The organism is Actinoplanes palleronii (assembly GCF_016862315.1).
GTDB lineage: Bacteria > Actinomycetota > Actinomycetes > Mycobacteriales > Micromonosporaceae > Actinoplanes > Actinoplanes palleronii.
The window spans coordinates 23,537-40,662 of sequence record NZ_BOMS01000173.1 but is presented as its reverse complement, the minus strand read 5'-3'; the positions used below and the strand labels follow the sequence as shown (position 1 = coordinate 40,662).

Annotated in this window: 10 protein-coding genes; 2 read left to right on the top strand and 8 right to left on the bottom strand. The window is 71.5% G+C overall.

The features are described 5' to 3' along the window. Positions 1-503: 503 nt before the first annotated feature. On the bottom strand, positions 504-1,763 hold the full coding sequence (locus Apa02nite_RS47500) for an amidohydrolase (RefSeq protein ID WP_067706879.1): 1,260 nt from the start codon (positions 1,761-1,763) through the stop codon (positions 504-506). A gap of 474 nt (positions 1,764-2,237) precedes the next feature. Here Apa02nite_RS47500 and Apa02nite_RS47495 point away from each other — a divergent pair, with 474 nt between their 5' ends. Both Apa02nite_RS47495 and Apa02nite_RS47490 read left to right on the top strand, forming a co-directional pair. Continuing rightward, complete coding sequence (locus Apa02nite_RS47495; protein ID WP_203831033.1) at positions 2,238-4,157, top strand: serine/threonine-protein kinase; 1,920 nt, start codon at positions 2,238-2,240, stop codon at positions 4,155-4,157. A 23-nt stretch (positions 4,158-4,180) separates the two neighbouring features. Further along, positions 4,181-5,833: a phospho-sugar mutase gene (locus Apa02nite_RS47490; RefSeq protein ID WP_203831032.1), complete on the top strand. Its 1,653-nt coding sequence runs from the start codon at positions 4,181-4,183 to the stop codon at positions 5,831-5,833. Between the two features lie 42 nt (positions 5,834-5,875). Here Apa02nite_RS47490 and Apa02nite_RS47485 read toward each other — a convergent pair whose 3' ends face one another. The 7 genes from Apa02nite_RS47485 to Apa02nite_RS47455 all read right to left on the bottom strand — a co-directional run bounded on the left by Apa02nite_RS47485 (position 5,876) and on the right by Apa02nite_RS47455 (position 17,115). Further along, the gene (locus tag Apa02nite_RS47485; protein ID WP_067706871.1) at positions 5,876-6,559 is read right to left on the bottom strand and encodes a GOLPH3/VPS74 family protein; all 684 of its coding nucleotides are present in this window, start codon (positions 6,557-6,559) and stop codon (positions 5,876-5,878) included. 269 nt (positions 6,560-6,828) lie between these two features. Then, entirely contained in the window at positions 6,829-8,919 is a 2,091-nt protein-coding gene (locus tag Apa02nite_RS47480) for a bifunctional glycosyltransferase/CDP-glycerol:glycerophosphate glycerophosphotransferase (RefSeq protein WP_203831031.1), read from the bottom strand. Next, on the bottom strand, positions 8,916-10,019 hold the full coding sequence (gene wecB, locus Apa02nite_RS47475; protein WP_203831030.1) for a non-hydrolyzing UDP-N-acetylglucosamine 2-epimerase: 1,104 nt from the start codon (positions 10,017-10,019) through the stop codon (positions 8,916-8,918). The genes Apa02nite_RS47480 and wecB overlap by 4 nt, the downstream gene beginning before the upstream one ends. Next, positions 10,016-12,253 (bottom strand): bifunctional glycosyltransferase/CDP-glycerol:glycerophosphate glycerophosphotransferase, encoded by a 2,238-nt coding sequence (locus Apa02nite_RS47470; protein ID WP_203831029.1) that lies wholly within the window; start codon positions 12,251-12,253, stop codon positions 10,016-10,018. Before Apa02nite_RS47470 ends, wecB begins: the two co-directional genes overlap by 4 nt. A 70-nt stretch (positions 12,254-12,323) precedes the next feature. Then, positions 12,324-14,060 (bottom strand): stealth family protein, encoded by a 1,737-nt coding sequence (locus Apa02nite_RS47465; protein ID WP_239165077.1) that lies wholly within the window; start codon positions 14,058-14,060, stop codon positions 12,324-12,326. Between the two features lie 287 nt (positions 14,061-14,347). Beyond that, positions 14,348-15,631 (bottom strand): nucleotide sugar dehydrogenase, encoded by a 1,284-nt coding sequence (locus tag Apa02nite_RS47460; protein WP_067706859.1) that lies wholly within the window; start codon positions 15,629-15,631, stop codon positions 14,348-14,350. Continuing rightward, positions 15,628-17,115, bottom strand: a complete 1,488-nt coding sequence (locus Apa02nite_RS47455) for a glycosyltransferase family 4 protein (RefSeq protein WP_203831034.1) — start codon at positions 17,113-17,115, stop codon at positions 15,628-15,630. Before Apa02nite_RS47455 ends, Apa02nite_RS47460 begins: the two co-directional genes overlap by 4 nt. Positions 17,116-17,126 lie beyond the last annotated feature (11 nt).

Below are 17,126 nucleotides of genomic sequence, written 5' to 3'. Positions count from 1 at the left end.
ACCCCAAGACCGCAGAGCCCCACCGAGATCAAAATAGGCTGAGCGGCATCGGGGCACTACGAGCTGGCCCTGAGCGCCGTTAAGAGCCCCGCATACCGGCCGCCAGCACCAGCCGGGCACCACGAGCTGGCTCTGAGCGCCGTCAAGAGCCCGGCATAACGGCTCCCAGCACCAGCTGGACGGAACGAGCCGGGCTGGGGGTCGTCAGCGCCCGCAGCGACCCCACGCAGAGCCCACCCTCCCAGGGGGCTCCCCCTTGAACAGTGTGGTGGGGGTGGGTTTGGGGGTGGGGGTGGCCTGTGGACGGGTCTGGACTGTGGATGGAGCTGGCCGGGCAGTAATGGGCCCGGCCAGGGGTTTTCCGTGACCACCCGCGGGCGTCGCCCCGGAGGGCTTCGCGGTCAGGACGCGCCAGCGGCCTGCGAAGCCCGCCGGGGTCCCGGCGGGAGCGACGGTCTGCACCCCGGCGGACGCACGACAAAAAGATCTTTGAGAACGCAGCCTCAGAACGAGCCGGTGGACAGCGCCGCCAGCGCGGTGTGCGTCATCACCCGGATGGCATATCCGATGCAGCTCTCGTCGACGTCGAAGTCGCCCTGGTGCAGGTCGTGCCGGATGTCGGAGCCGGGCACGCCGGTGCCGAGGCGGAACATCGAGCCGGGCACGTGTTCCAGGTAGAACGAGAAGTCCTCGCCGCCCATGCTGATCTCGGCCTCGACCACCCGGTCGGCACCGAGCGCGGCGCCGGCCGCACCGGCCACGATCGCGGTGGCCATCCGGTCGTTGATCACCGGGGGGACGCCGCGGCGGTACTGGACGTCGACCTCGGCGCCGGTCGCGACGACCACGTCGCGGATCAGCTTGGTGATCATCTCGGGGGCTTCGCGCCAGGCGTCCCGGTTCAGGATCCGGACCGTGCCGCTGACCTCGCCGGAGCCGGGGATGGCGTTGAACGCCTGGCCGGCGTGCACCGATCCCCAGACCAGCGAGACGCCGGCCCGCGGGTCGATCCGGCGGTCCAGCAGGGCCGGGACGTCGACGATCACCCGGCCCAGCGCGTGCACCAGGTCGGCGGTCAGGTGCGGGCGCGCGGTGTGGCCGCCCGGGCCGGAGAGGACGACCTTGACGGTGTCCGCGGCCGCGGTGAACGGGCCGGAGCGGACCCCGACCAGGCCGGCCGGCAGCTGCGGGTTGCAGTGCAGGGCGTAGATCGCGGCGACGTCCTTGAGGCCGCCGGCGGCGATCACCTCGGGCGCGCCGGACGGGATCGCCTCCTCGGCCGGCTGGAACAGCAGCCGCACCCGGCCGGGCAGTTCGCCCTGCTCGTTCAGCTGGGCCAGCAGCAGGCCGAGGCCGAGCAGGACGGTGGTGTGCACGTCGTGCCCGCACGCGTGGGTGAGCTTCTCCACGGTGCTGCGGTACGGCACGTCCTTGAGGTCCTGCAGCGGCAGCGCGTCCATGTCGGCGCGGAACGCGATCACCCGGGGGCCTTCGCCGATGTCGCAGATCACGCCGTTGCCGCGGGGCATCAGGCGGGGTTCGAGGCCGGCCTCGGTCAGCTTGCGGAAGATCAGTCCGGCGGTCTCGAACTCGGAGTGTGACGGCTCTGGGTGGGCGTGGATGTGCCGACGCATGGCTACGAGTTCGGCGCCCCGGGCCGCGAGCCATCTGTCCAGCCGGCCGGCCAGCGGGTCGTCGTCACCGGGCTGAGTCTCCGGCCACGCCGTATCGGCGCCTTGCGGCGCTGTCAGAGCAGTAGTCACGTCGGGTTCCAGATCACTCTCGAGATTCGTCGGGTTGGGCGACGCGCGACAGCTTAGTCCGAATTTGGTCACGCTGTGTAACGGTCGGGTAAACATGCCGGCCCCGGTGGTGCGGCGCTGTGGACGGTTCGGGCAGGCGCGCGGGAGATCGTCCCGGCCCGCTGACTCCATCAACGGGTAACGAATCGCGGAGGTGACGCGACACACTACGAGTACGTTGCGGGGCACGAAGCGGATCAAAGAACCCACGGTTGCACGGCGACGCAACGTCCCCGCCATCAACGGTAATTCGTCCCGGCGGCCGCGATGCGGGATTTGACACGGAGCGTCCGAACACGTCCACCCTCGGCCATACCTTGGCTACCCAGTGTCGTTTCCCGATGAACACTGAAACCGCGACTTTCGTTGCGGCAGGCGAGCGGGCAAGATAGCGGGGTCAGACCAGCCCCCTAGACCCCCTCGGTGGCATCCTCAGTGACTCAGATTCCGACGTGGAGCAGCGGCGACGCGTCCTCCGTCAACGGGCGCGCGGCTCCCGGCACCCTGATCGGCGGCCGGTACACGCTGCGTGCCGCGGTGGGTCACGGTGGCATGGGCACGGTCTGGCGCGCGGCTGACACGCTGCTGCGCCGCGACGTGGCGATCAAGGAGGTCATCCTCCCGCCCGGCCTGGCGCCCAGCGACCGCGACTCGATGTACGAACGGACCATGCGCGAGGCCCGGGCGGCCGCCGCGCTGCAGCACCCCGCCGTGGTCCAGGTCTACGACGTCGTGCACGAGAACGGCCGTCCCTGGATCGTGATGGAGCTGCTGGACGCCCGCAGCCTGGCCGACATGGTGATCGAGGACGGGCCGGTCTCGGCCCGGGTGGTCGCCAAGATCGGCATCGCGCTGCTCGGCGCCCTGGAGGTCGCGCACGCGCACGGCGTGCTGCACCGCGACGTCAAGCCGGCCAACGTGCTGATCTGCGGTGACGGCCGCTGCGTGCTCACCGACTTCGGTGTCGCCCGGATGCCCACCGACGTGCAGCTGACCACGCCGGGCATGGTGCTCGGCTCGCCGCACTTCATCTCGCCCGAGCGGGCCATGGGCCACGAGTTCGGGCCGCCCAGCGACCTGTTCTCGCTCGGCGTCACGCTCTACACCGCGATCGAGGGCCGCCCGCCGTTCGACAAGGGCGACCCGATCGAGACCATGCACGCCGTGGTCGAGGACCCGCCCGCGCCGGTGATGCGGGCCGGCTCGCTCACCCCGGTGCTGATGGGCCTGCTGGAGAAGAACCCGGCGCAGCGGATGGACGTGCAGACCGCGCGCACCCTGCTGCGCCAGCAGCTGGCCGGCCCGCTGGCCAGCAAGAACCCGCCGCACATGATGACCGACCCGTATTCGGTCGTCCCGCAGACCCGGCCGGTCTCGCCGCCGCCGCAGGCTGCCGCGACGCAGCAGATCCCGCCGCAGCCCAGCGGCCAGATCGGCGGCCGGGCGATGCTCTCCTCCGGCGAGTCGCTCACCGACCACCTGACCAAGCTGGAGCAGCAGAACTCGTCCGGCGGGCGCCGTCGCGCCCCGGAGCCGGAGGGCGCCGGGTACCCGACCGGCATGCTGCCCGCGCACAAGATCCCCCAGCCGACCGGCGCGACCACCGTCATCCCGCCGCAGGACGCCTGGCTGCCCGGTGGGGTCCGGCAGGGCACCGTGGTCACCAGTCCGGCCGCCAAGCGCCGGATGGCGGTGCAGAACGCCACCCAGGCGGTCAAGGACACCACCGGCAAGGCCGTGCAGACGTTCCAGGGCTGGCCGCGCAACAAGCAGCTGGCGGTCGGCGGGGGCGGGGTGGCCGCGCTGCTGGCGATCATCCTGATCTTCTCGCTGACCGGCGGTGACGACCCGGCGGCGCCGACCACCCCGGTGGCCGCGCCGCAGTCCGACGCGCCGGCACCGGTCGTCGCCGGGGACACCCAGGACTACAAGGGCAACAAGGCCATCTCGGTGAAGGTGCCGGCCGGCTGGAAGCGGACCGCGGGCAAGACGTACGTGGACTACATCGACCCGGACGACGCGCTGCGCAAAGTGCGGGTGCTGGCCGAGGCCGGCAAGGCGTCACCGGCCCGGTTCGTCACCGAGATCGCGCCGAACGGGCTGAAGAAGTCGGCCAACTGCCCCAAGCCGTTCAAGTCGCTCGGGATCACCGAGGACCTCCAGGTGGCCGGGCACGCCGCCGCGCAGTTCGAGTACACCTGCGGCACCGGTGACGCGATGCGCCACGGCATCTGGCGGATGACCCAGGTCAACGGCACGATGTATTCGTTCTTCCTGAGCACTCCGGCGGCCGAGTTCGACCAGAGCAAGCCGTATTTCGAGGCGATGACGGAGAGCTTCCAGCTCAACCTGTGACGGCTCTGTGCTATCAATCCGTAATGGCACCAGAAGTTGATATTGATGTGAGGGCGGCGGCGGAGGCCTGGCTCGCGGACGATCCGGATCCGGCGGCCCGGGCCGAGCTACGCGAGCTGATCGACCGGCTACCGGCCACCGCCGGGGAGCTGGCCGACCGGTTCGCCGGGCCGCTGACCTTCGGCACCGCGGGTCTGCGCGGCCGGCTGCGCGCCGGCCCGAACGGGATGAACCTCGCGGTGGTCACCCGGGCGGCGGCCGGCCTGGTGGGCTGGCTCGCCGAGCAGGGCGGCACCGGGCCGCTGGTGATCGGGTACGACGCCCGGCACGGCTCGCGGGAGTTCGCCGAGCAGACCGCCCGGGTCGCGACCGGCGCCGGGCGGGAGGCACTGCTGCTGCCCGCGGTGCTGCCCACCCCGGTGCTGGCGTACGCGGTGCGGGCGCTGGACGCGGTGGCCGGTGTGATGGTCACCGCGAGCCACAACCCGCCGCAGGACAACGGCTACAAGGTCTACCTGGGCGCGCGGCTCGGCGGTCCGGCCGGGGACGGCGCGCAGATCGTGCCGCCGGCCGACGCCGGCATCGAGGCCGCCATCCGCGGGGTCGCGAGCGCCGCCGGGGTTCCGCTGGGCGACGCGGGCACGGTCCTCGACGACAAGATCCTTGCGGGGTACGTGGACCGCGCCGCCGCCGTGCTGGACGTGGCCGGGCCGCGTGACCTCACGGTGGCGTACACGCCGCTGCACGGGGTCGGCGGCGGCACCCTGGTCGCGGCGTTCGCGGCCGCCGGGTTCGCCGCGCCGGCCGTGGTCGCCGACCAGGCCGAGCCGGACCCGGAGTTCCCGACCGTGGCGTTCCCCAACCCGGAGGAGCCGGGCGCGATGGACCACCTGGTCGCGCTCGCCGGCCGGACCGGGGCGGACCTGGCGATCGCCAACGACCCGGACGCGGACCGCTGCGCGGTGGCCGTCCCCGGGCCGGACGGCGCCTGGCGGCCGCTGCGCGGTGACGAGCTGGGGGTGCTGCTCGCCGATCACCTGATCCGGCGCGGCACGCCCGGGACGTACGCCACCACGATCGTGTCGTCGTCGCTGCTGGGCCGGCTGTGCGCGGCGCGGGGGGTGCCGTACGCGGAGACCCTGACCGGGTTCAAGTGGATCGTCCGGGCCGCCGAGGACCTGGCGTTCGGGTACGAGGAGGCGCTCGGCTACTGCGTCGCCCCGGCCATGGTGCGCGACAAGGACGGCATCACCGCCGCGCTGACCGTCGCGGAGCTCGCCGCCGGGCTGAAGACCGAGGGGCGCACCCTGGCCGACCGGCTGGACGAGCTGGCGGTCGAGTTCGGCGTGCACGCCACCGACCAGCTCTCGGTACGGGTGGACGACCTCGCCGAGATCGGGGCGGCGATGGGGCGGGCCCGGAGCAACCCGCCGGCCACGCTGCGCGGCGCGCCGGTCACCGAGGTCACCGATCGGCTCCCGGAGAACGACGTGCTGACGTTCCGGACTCCGAGCACCCGGGTGGTGATCCGCCCGTCGGGCACCGAGCCGAAGCTCAAGGCGTACCTCGAAGTGGTGGAACCGGTCGCCGGCGATGACGTGGCGGCGGCCCGGAGCCGGGCCTCCGCCGGGCTGGCCACCCTGCGCGCGGAGATCGCGGCGGTGCTCGGCGTGTGATTCCTCGTTTCCCGGGTGTCCGGCCGGACACCCGGGACGTGATCACGCGACCTTGGGAGCGCCGAGCGCGGCCGAGATGGCCTTGCCCAGGGTGATGACCACCAGCGCGACGCTGGGGCGCACGATCGAGTCCTCCATGTTCGCCCCACCGGCGAACCCGGCCCCGGCGGAGATCGCCTCGAGACGGCGGTGGGCGTGCTCGGCCTGGTCGGCGGGGAGCTTCAGCGCCGGCTCCATCCGGGCCGCGCTGAGCAGGGTGCACAGCGCCGCGGTGCGCTCGTCCGGCACCTTGTCGGTGGTCAGCGCCTCGGTCAGGCGGTTGCGGATCTCCACCTCGTACGACTGGTCGGCGGTCGGGTAGCGGTGCACGTGGATGAACTCGAGCTGGGTCTCGTCCACGTCCTTGACCACCCCCCGGGCGCACAGGTCCTCCAGGACCCGGGTGCGCAGCCGGTGGCGCAGGCGCTGCAGCCACTGGGCGGGTGTGTGCGGCGGGTCGCCGGCCAGCTTGGTCAGGACCGCGTCGGCGATCGTGTCACCGACCGGCGTCGTGTCCTTGACCTGCAGGTAGCCGTCGACGTAGGCGACCCGGCCCACCAGCGCCAGATCGATCAGCACGGCCGCGGCCATGCCGAGATCCAGCCCGATCCGGGAGCCGGTCGCTTTGCCGGTCTGATCGTCGTACGCGAGAAGGAGAAGTTCCTCGGCGAGCGGAATGGAGGTCATGAAGAAAACATAACGGCTCAGCGCTCGACCGCCAGCAGCCGGTCGTCCGCCCGGCCGCGGCACGCCGGGCCCGAGTGGCGTCCGGGAGCCATCGGTAGTACCGCGATCATCCGAAGTGACCGTTTCCAGGTCATCACCCGCATCCGGCGCCGGTCGGCGTGACGGCGCGCCCTGTCGGAGTTGAGGACCGGAGTTGCCGGAAGAGTTCACCGGATCGGGCATCCGACAAAGAGCCGCGCGGATGATGGTCACCACAGCCGCCGAGTGAATCAGCCGGTCTCGCCGAGGAACACCCGGCGGACCACCCGTTCGCCGGCGTGGCCGTCCTCCAGCGCGCAGAACCGGTCCCGGAACCGGGTCCGCATGCCGGCCGCCCCGGCGCCCTGGACCTGGCCGCTGCGGAACGCCTCGACCAGCTCCTCGAAGGTGCGGGCGAACGTGCCGGCGTGCTCGGCCGCGAGGTCGAACGAGACGCCGCGGACCGCCCGGTAGACGTCCCAGTCCGGCGCGAAGATCACCAGCGGCCGGTCCAGCACCGCGTAGTCGAACATCACCGAGGAGAAGTCGGTGATCAACACGTCCGAGGCCAGGCAGAGTCGCTCGATCGACGGATGCCGGGACACGTCGATCACCCGTGGGTGCGACGGCGGGAAGCCCAGCGAGTCGTAGAAGTAGTGCCCGCGCAGCAGCACCCGGGTGTCCGGGCCGAGCGCCTCGGCCAGCGCGTCCACGTCCAGCACCGGGGTGAAGACCGGGTGCCACTCGCGGTGGGTGGGCGCGTAGAGCACCACCCGTTCGTGCGCGGCGACACCGAACTCCGCGCGGGCCTCGGCGGTGTCCGCGGGAGTGGCCCGGGCCAGCCGGTCGTTGCGCGGGTAGCCGGTCTCCAGGGTCTCGCCGCCGATCGGGAACTGCCGGTCCCAGAGCAGCGTGGTGTGCCGGTTCGCGGTGATGCTGAAGTCCCACTTGGCCAGGTTGCGGCGCATCCGCTCGGCGTCGAAGCCGGCCAGCGAGGCCGGGAACCGGGGCTGGTCCAGGCCCATCGTCTTGAGCGGGGTGCCGTGGTGGGTCTGCACGTGGACCTGCGCCGGCCGTTTCACCACGTACGGCGGGAAGGTGGCGTTGTTGATCAAGTATTTCGCGCGGGCCAGGGCGCGGAAGTAGGCGCGGCTGCCCGGCCGGACGGTCGGCACACCGGCCGGCACGTCCCGGCCACCGGCGCGGACCACCCAGACGCCCCTGACCCGGGGCGCGAGCTCGGCGGCGGTCTCGTAGACGGCGGCCGGGTTGCAGGCGTACCCGCGGTACCAGTACGCCGCGTAGACCGCGAGGTTCTCGTCGATCGGCCGGCGCAGCTGCCACTGGTAGTAGCCGCGCAGTGCGGCCTTGCGCAGGTTCCGGCGCCACCGGCGGACCGGGCGGGCGACCCGGCGCGGCACCCGGCGCACGGCGCGCAGCGCGCGGTAGGCGGTGAACGCGTTGCCGGCCACCAGCCGCAGCCGCAGGCCGTCCGGGCGGTCCGGGCCGTGCTCGCGCAGCAGGGCGGCGATCCCGGCGAACATGCCCCGGCGGGACCCGGCCGGCACCCGGTGCAGCACGCCGAGCAGCGCGTCGGCGGCCCGGGCGGTCACCCGGCGGCGCACCTCGGGCCCGGCCGCGGCGACCTCCGGCCGGCCGAGCAGGTGGCCGAACTGGGCGACGGCACCGGTCATCGCGGCCGTGCCGGTGGCGCGCAGGGCACCGGGCCGGTCCGGGCGGGCCACGTAGCAGGCCGGCTCGACGGTGGCCACCGTGGTCGCGGTGAGCAGGACCTCGTAGGCGAAGACGAGGTCCTCGTACGCGCCGGGACGGAACCGCAGGCCGGCGTCGAGCAGGAGCTGCCGTCGTACGATCAGTCCGCCCAGCGGGGGCGGCGGCGCGGTCAGCGCGGCCGGGCCGCACGTGACGCGGTCCGGCGTGGTCCACCGGCTCACCTGGCGGTTCCAGCGTTCCCGGGCCACCCCGGTGACCAGCACGTCCGGCTTCTCGGAGCGCAGCCGCGCCTCGATCACCGCGAGCGCGCCGGGCACGATCCAGTCGTCGCCGTCGACGAACCACACGTAGTCACCGGTGGCCCGCTCCAGCCCGGCGTTGCGGGCCTCGCCCGGGCCCCGGGTGCGGTCCAGGCGCACCACGACGACCCGCGGGTCGGCGGCGGCCCGCACGTCGAGCAGGGCGCCGCAGTGGTCCGGTGACGCGTCGTCGACCGCCACCAGCTGCACCGCGGCGTCGTGCTGGTGGCACAGCACCGAGTCCAGGCATTCCGTGAGGTATCCCTGGACCCGCCACACCGGCGTCACGACGGTGAGCAGACCGCTCATCCGGCGTCCGCTACCACCTTGTCCATCACGTCCATGATCTGCTGCGAGGTCGTGCCGTCGCCGTACGGGTTGGCGATCGTGGCCATCCGCTGGTATTCGGCCGGGTCGTCGAGCAGGCGCACCGCCTCGCGGACGATCGCCTCCCGGCCCGTGCCGACCAGGCGCAGCGTGCCGGCCTCGACACCCTCCGGGCGCTCGGTGGTGTCCCGCAGCACCAGCACCGGCTTGCCGAGGCTGGGCGCCTCCTCCTGGATGCCGCCGCTGTCGGTCATCACGATGTGCGAGCGGCTCAGGATGTTGTGGAAGTCGGTGGTGCCGAGCGGTTCGATCACCCGGATGGCCGGCGAGGTGAGGTACTTCTCCGCCGCCTCGCGCACGACCGGGTTCATGTGGATCGGGTAGACCAGCCGGTGGGTGGCGGCGTACCGCTCCGCGACGTCGTTGAGGGCCGAGAACATCTGGCCCAGCTCGGAGATGTTCTCCCGGCGGTGCACCGTGATCAGCACCAGCTTGCGGTCGCCGACCTCGTCCAGCACCGGGTGCTGGAAGTCGTCGCGGACGGTGTAGCGCAGCATGTCGATCGCGCTGTTGCCGACCACGAAGATCCGCGACGGGTCCTTGCCCTCGCGCTCCAGGTTGCCCCGGGTCACCTCGGTCGGCGTGAAGTGGTAGTCGGTCAGCACGCCGGTGAGCTGCCGGTTCATCTCCTCCGGGAACGGGGAGTGCTTGTTGAACGTGCGCAGCCCCGCCTCCACGTGGGAGAGCGGCACGTTGCGGTACAGCGCGATCAGGCTGCCGGCCAGCGTGGTCGAGGTGTCGCCGTGCACGAACAGGTGGTCCGGGCGGACCTGGGCGACCACCTGGTCGAGCGGGCTCAGCGTGCGGGCCAGGATGTCGGCCAGCGTCTGCTGCTGAGTCATGATCTTCAGGCTGAAGTCGGCGGTGATGCCCATCTCGTCGAGCAGCTGGTCGAGCATCTCGCGGTGCTGGCCGGTGTTGACGACGATCACGTCGTGCTCGCGCCGGCGAGCCTCCATGATCACCGGGTAGAGCTTGATGAACTCCGGTCGCGTCCCGAAGACGAACATCAGCTTGCTCACTTGGCGGATCCCTCCAGCACGGCGTCGATGATGCGCTTGCGGTTCTGCCGGTCGCCGTACGCGAAGAAGTCGTCCGCGGCGCGGACCTTGTCCTCGGCGGACCGGAAGCCGTCGCCGGCGGCCGCGACCAGCGCGGCGACCGCGGCCTCGTGCTCCTCGACCCGGGTGCCCAGCTCGCCGTAGAGGCTCAGGTCGGCGCCCGCGTTGGTGCTGTGCTTCTGCAGCTCGGGGAAGGTGTAGTAGATCACCGGGCGGCGCAGGTAGAGCACGTCGAAGGAGATCGTCGAGTAGTCGGTGACCAGCGTCCGCGCCGACGACAGCAGCTCGGCGAAGCTGGTCACGTCGCTGTAGCGGACCACCTCGACGTGCTCGTCCTCGTCGAAGCAGTGCGCGAACTGGCTGATGCTGGAGTGCAGCACCAGCTTCAGGCGCACCCCGGCCCCGGTCATCGCCTCGCTGACCCGCGAGTCGTGGATCAACCGGTGCCAGTTGCGGAAGAACTCCGAGTCCCGGAACTCCGCCTCGGTGGCGTCCGACAGGAACGACCGCCAGGTCGGGCTGACCAGGACGTAGTCGCCGTCCTTGGCCTCCAGCAGGTCGTGCCGGGCCAGCCCGGTCAGCTTCACCTGGTCCGGGCCGACGTTGTAGCGGACGTTGTTGATCAGACCGTCGTACTCGCGCTTCGCCGACGCGCAGAACAGCTGGTACGTCTTCGCGCCGAGCCAGCCGGACAGGTCCGACCGGATGATCCCGTGCTGCAGGAAGACCAGCTTGTAGCGGGGCTTGCCGTCGGTCGCGCCGAACGAGGCCCACGGCTTGATGATCACGTCGTCGACGTGCGAGGCGAAGAAGTACTCGCTGTTGTAGTGCAGCCGCCAGTGCTCGAGCGAGTTGTACGCGACCACGTTGAAGCCGTCGGCGACCAGCCGGGCGTAGTCCGGGCTGTCCCGCCGGATGATGAAGGCGATCTTGTCGTGGATCCGGTTGTCCCGGACGTAGCGGTAGAGCGCCTCGCCGTTGTCCGAGGCCTTCTCCCGGCGGTCCATGAAGATCCAGTAGCCGTTCGGGGCGCCGGCCAGGTTCTTCCGGATCCGGGTGGTCCAGAGCTTGCCGAGACCGCCCTTCTCCTTGACCGCCTTGCGGCTCAGGCCGACCAGGCTGGAGGCCTTGAGGGCCAGCTTGACCGGGCGGCGCTCCATCTCCTTGAGCTTCTTCGCCTGCACCCGGTTGCGGCGGTTGGCCGCGCCGGTGCGGTGGTTCATGAAGAAGAGCATCAGCTGGCTGTAGGACCGGTCGCGGAGCAGCTCGATGATCCGCTTGTCGGTGGCGTTCGCGGTCTGCAGCAGCCGGTCGAAGCCGAACGCCTCGCAGGCGTCCCGGCACAGCTCCAGCGCCCGGTCGGTCAGGCCCGGGTCGAGCAGCAGCAGCTTGGGCAGGTAGAACGTGCGCAGCAGGGCGGCGACGCGGTAGGACACGATGGCGTCGTTGAAGTACACCGAGAGCGAGTCATCGAGACCCTTGAAGATCGGGACCAGGTCCTCGTAGACCTTGATCCGGATCTTGCTGGTGATGCTGCCGGTGCGCGCGACGGTGTACAGATACACCACGTCGTTGATCTTGGTGATCTTCTCGGAGAGCAGCAGGTACTTCTTGTCGAAGATCTCGTCCTCGCTGCTGCTGACGCTCTCCAGGAAGCGCAGCCCGTACCGGTCGATCAGGTCACGCCGGTAGATCGTCTTGAGGATGACCGGGCGCTGCGAGAGCAGGTCCAGCTTCACCTCGTAGGAGTTCTGGTTGACGTACGGCGGGTCGGCCATCCAGTCGACCCAGACCGGGTTCTTGCCGTCGGCCTTCTCCTTGACGCCGTACCGGGTGGCGATCACGACGTCGCTCTGGTGCTTCTCCATGGCCTTGAGAAGCGTGCTGTAGCCGTCCTTGTAGATCCGGTCGTCCGGGTCCATGAAGATGACGTACTCGCCGGTGGCGCGCTCCAGCCCGGCGTTGCGCGGCCGGCCCGGCCCGCCCGAGCCCTGGTCGAAGCTGATCGGGAAGAAATTGTCCGGGTACCGCTTCTGGTACTCCTGGATGATCTCCCAGGTCCGGTCCGGGGAGCCGTCGTTGACCGGGATCACCTCGAACTGAGCGAACGCGGACTGCCGCACGATGGACTCGAACGCGTCCTCGATGAAGGCATCGACGTTGTAGCACGCCAGGATGATCGAAACCTTGAACAACGAAACTCCTTGTACCCGATGCGACAGGGTGGGGGTTGATGGGTCTTGCCTCACGGGAAGATGCGCACCGTCACGGCAGCTCGAACGGAGACCGGAACGGATAATACGCGCTCAGGAAGCGCGCCAGCAGTTTTGCCTGCTCCTCGGGTGAGACTTCGCTCTCCACCGTGTCGTTGAGGCAGAACACCTGATATGGCCGCTTCTTCAGCGTCATGTCGAAGTGCTCGTCGGTGTGCGGCTGCGCGAGATCGCGGTACATGAACTTGATCTCGCCGATCACCGCGCGCCCGGTCAGGTACGACCAGTGCTGCTGCAGCGAGGAGAGCACCGCGACGTCGTCCGGGTGCCGGAACTGGTGCGCGGCGGTGGCGGCGAGCGCCTCCGGGTACCGCTCCTCGATCTCGGCGAGCACGCTGCGGCGCGCGGCGTGCGGCGTGTGCTTCATCTTGTACGCGGTGCGCCGGCCGAACTCCCGCTCGATGATCGCCCGGTTGTTCTTGCCGGCCGCCATCACCGGCGGCTCGTCCGGCAGCGGATCCCCGCCGTCCACCCGGTACGTGGACAGGAAGAACCGGGTCTGCCCGCTCGCCGTGAAGAAGAACCCGGGCTGCAGCGGCTGGCCCAGGAACACGTCGTCGTTCATGTAGATGAAGTGCTCGGAGAGCCCCTCGATGTGGTGCAGCCGGGTCTCGATCGCCATCGAGTTGAACGTCGGCAGCCGGCCCGCGGTCCCGAAGATCTCCTTGTGGCTGAGCACGGTGACCTTGGGGTGCTCGGTGTTCAGCCACGCCGGCACCTGGTCGTCGGTGACCAGGAAGATCCGCCGGACCCAGGGTGCGTACATGTGCAGCGAGCGCAGCGAGTAGCGCAGCTCGTCGCGGGAGATGAAGCGGGCCAGGTTGGCCGCCTGGTCGTTGCCGCCGGCCCAGCCGTTGTCGGCCATCACCGCGTTCTTGCGGGCCAGCCAGGCCGGGTCACCGCCGTCGACCCAGGTGTAGACGACGTCGATCGGGAAGTCGACGTGGTCGATCGGCGGCGTCAGGAACGCCTGCCGGGTCGGGTACCGCCGGCCCGGCTCGCCGGCGACCTCCCGGAAGTCGCTGAAGACGCTCTCGTCCGCCTCGACGACCGGGTCGCCGGCCGGCACCACCTCGGTGGACCGGTTGTACCGCGGGCTGACCAGGCGATCCGGCAGCTCCGCCCAGAACTCGACCTCGCAGGCGTGCTGGCGGCCCAGCAGCAGCGTCCGCGCCGGGTCGGTGACCGGCCAGTAGACCGCGGTCGCCACCGGTTCGGGCGCCAGCTCCTCCTCCGGGCCCTCGACGCTCTCGATCTTCGCCTTCGCCGTGACCGGCCGGTCCGGCGCGTTGACCGCGCGGCCGGTCGGCCCCTTCGCGCCCTTGCCCGGGCGCGGCGGCGGCATGGCGGCGCCCGGCAGCATCGCGGTCACCGTCCAGCGGCGCTCCGGCAGCACCGGGCGCAGCTCCGCGCCGGAGGTGGCCAGCCCGGCGAGCACCCGCTCGGCCTGCGGCCGGGACGACTCGGCGACGGCCACCACGGTCCGCTCGAACCGGTTGGCGGGCACCCGGAACCAGGGCACGCCGGCGGCGTCCAGCGCGTCGGCCACCCGATCGAGGTTCACCGCGCGGACCGAGAGCGGGGTCGCCTCCGGATCCACCCGGGCCAGGTCGATCGGGCGGGGCAGGGCCGGCGCGGGTGGTGAGATCTTGTTACGTGCGGCCTCCGGAAGTGCCCGGGCCAGCCAGCGGCGCACCGGCTGCGGAACAACCTTCCGCGCGACAACCATGGGGCGCAGCACCTCTGTCGTCCTCTCCCCCGACCACGGCGGGGTCCCGGTCACGGACGGCCACGCCTCGACCGGGACGGACGAGGGGCGACAGACCAGCGGGTCTACGGTTTCCCGCGAGCTTTCAGCGCGTCGCGGGCATGACGTCGAGACCGGGTGGTACAAGGATCCCCGCACCGGTCACACCGGGATCATCTCATCCACAGGCAACCGCGTTGCAGGACCCCTTCGGGGGAGCTTCATTCAATTTTTGTGCTGCGGTGGAGCTTGATCTGATATAACGCCGGTCAGCCGCCGATCACCAGGCGGCGGATGCCGGGCAGGCGCGCCGGGTCGGTGACCCGCCGCCCGTCCACCAGCACCCGGACGCCGGGCAGCGCCTCGGGGGTGAGCCCGCGGTACTCGGCGTGGTCGGCCTGCACGATCGCCGCGTCGGCCGGGCCGCCGGCCCAGGCCGGCAGACCCAGTGCGGTCAGCTCGGCGTCGCTGAACATCGGATCACTCACGTACGGCACGGCACCGCGCCGGCGCAGCTCGGCCACCACCGGGAAGACCCCGGAGAACGCGGTCTCCTTCACCCCGCCCCGGTACGCCGCGCCGAGCACCAGCACCACCCGCCCGGTCAGGTCACCGAGCGCCGCGGCGAGCAGGTCGACCGCGTACGCCGGCATCGCCGCGTTCGCCTCCCGGGCCGACCGGACCACCGTGGCGTCCGGGTCGTTCCACAGGTAGAGCCGCGGGTAGACCGGGATGCAGTGCCCGCCGACCGCGATGCCCGGCCGGTGGATGTGGCTGTACGGCTGGGTGTTGCAGGCGTCGATCACCACGTCCACGTCGATGCCGAGCGTGTCGGCGTACCGGGCGAACTGGTTGGCCAGCCCGATGTTGACGTCCCGGTACGTGGTCTCGGCCAGCTTCGCCAGCTCGGCCGCCTCGGCGCTGCCCAGGTCCCACACCCCGTTGGGCCGGGCCAGGTCGGCGCGCTCGTCGAAGTCCAGCACCGCCTGGTAGAAGGCGACCCCCCGGGCGGCCGAGGCGGCGGTCACCCCGCCCACCAGCTTCGGATATTTGCGCAGGTCGGCGAAGACCCGGCCGGTGAGCACCCGTTCCGGGCTGAAGACCAGGTCGAAGTCCTCGCCGGCGACCAGCCCGGAACCGTCCCGCAGCAGCGGCGCCCAGCGGTCCCGGGTGGTGCCGACCGGCAGCGTGGTCTCGTAGCTGACCAGCGTGCCGGGGCGCAGCCCGCGGGCGATGTCCCGGGTCGCCGACTCCATCCAGCCGAAGTCCGGCACGCCGTCGCCGTCCACGAACAGCGGCACCACCACCACGACCACCTCGGACGCGGCCACCGCGGCCGCGGTGCCGGTGGTCGCGGTGAGCAGCCCGGCGCTGACCGCCTCCTTCAGTTTGACGTCCAGGTCGGCCTCGCCGGGGAACGGCACCTGGCCCTCGTTCACGGTCCGCACGGTCGGCTCGGCGACGTCCGCGCCGAGCACGGTGTGGCCCTTCGCGGCGAACTGGACGGCGAGCGGCAGCCCGATCTTCCCCAGGCCGACGACACAGATCTTCACTTCGCGTTCCTCTCCAGCAGGCCCCGGTACACGTCGACGAGCACCTCGGCCTGGGCGTCCCAGGTCCAGGTGTCGAGCCGGCCGGGTTTGTCGTAGGCGGCCCGGTAGCGCGCCGGGTCGGCCAGTACCCGGGTCACCGCCCGGACGTAGTCGTCCAGGTCCTCGGCGGTGAACACCTCGCCCTGACCGGTCTCGCGCACCGTCGCGGCCATCGTCCGGACGTCGCTGACCACCAGCGGCAGCCGGGCGTGCGAGTACTCGAAGAACTTGGTGATCAGCGCGATCTCGTGGTTCGGCCAGTGGTGGATCGGGATCACCCCGGCGTCGGCGCCGGACAGCATCGGCACCACCTGCCAGTGCGGCACGTAGGCGAGCAGGTGCACCCGGTCCCGGACGCCGAGCTGCTCGGCCCTGGCCATCAGCCCGGTCAGGTACGCGCCGTGGTGGTTGTTGGTGACCAGCGCGACGTGCACGCCGGGCTGCCGCGGGAGTGCGTCGACCATGACGTCGAGGCCGCGCTGCGGTGCGGCCGCGCCGCTGTAGACCACCAGCGGGGTCTCCGGGCCGAGCTCGCACATCGCGCGCAGGTCCGCGCCCGGCACCGGGCCGTCCCCGGGGTCGTGATCGGGGTCGGCGGCCGGCGCGTTCAGCATCACCCGCGGTCGCTCCGGCAGCCGGTGCGCCTGCTGGAGCAGGCCGGCCAGGTCGTCGGAGACCGTGGTGACCGCGTCGGCGTACGGCGCGTACTCCCGCTCGTGTGCCATGTGGCCGAGCCGCCAGCGGGCGTGGTCGGTCCACGGGCGCACCCCGGGCAGGAACTCGTGCGCGTCCCAGACCAGCTTGACGCTCCGGCCCCGGGACTGCGCCCGGATCTTGGCGCGGGCACCGACACCGAGCATCCGGAAGTCGTTGGCGTGGATCAGCTCCGGCTCCAGCCGGTCGATCACCTTGCCGTACGCCAGCTCCCAGTCCCACAGCCCCGGCTCGATCCGCCGCCACGACCGGTCACCGAGGCTGGCCTGCCAGAACCAGGTGTAGAACCGGTCCACCGGGGTGTCCAGGCGCTTGCGCGCGGCCCGCGACCGGACGCCCTGTGCCCGGCGCAGCGACACCCACCGGCCGGTGGCCCGGGCGGCCAGCGACTCGGCGCGCAGCAGCGCGGCGTCCACGCCCTGCGCGCCCATCGCCCGGCGGACCTGGAGGTCGGCCTTCCACGCCTTGATCGCCTGGTGGCGCTGGGCGCCCACCCCGGTCGGCGGGTACGCCAGCGGCGCCACCACCCAGTGCCGGCGGAACTCGTGCGGCCGTTTGTGCAGCGGCGTGGGCATCGGGAGCAGCCGGACCCGGGCCGGGCCGAGCGTCCAGGTGTGCTCCTTGCCGTCCGGCGAACGGCCCAGCAGCGTCACGTCGAAACCGGCCTCGGCTGCCGACCGGGCCTGCTTCTGCACCCGCGAGTCGCCGTTGACGCCGTTGTCGACAAGCATCACGATCCGCC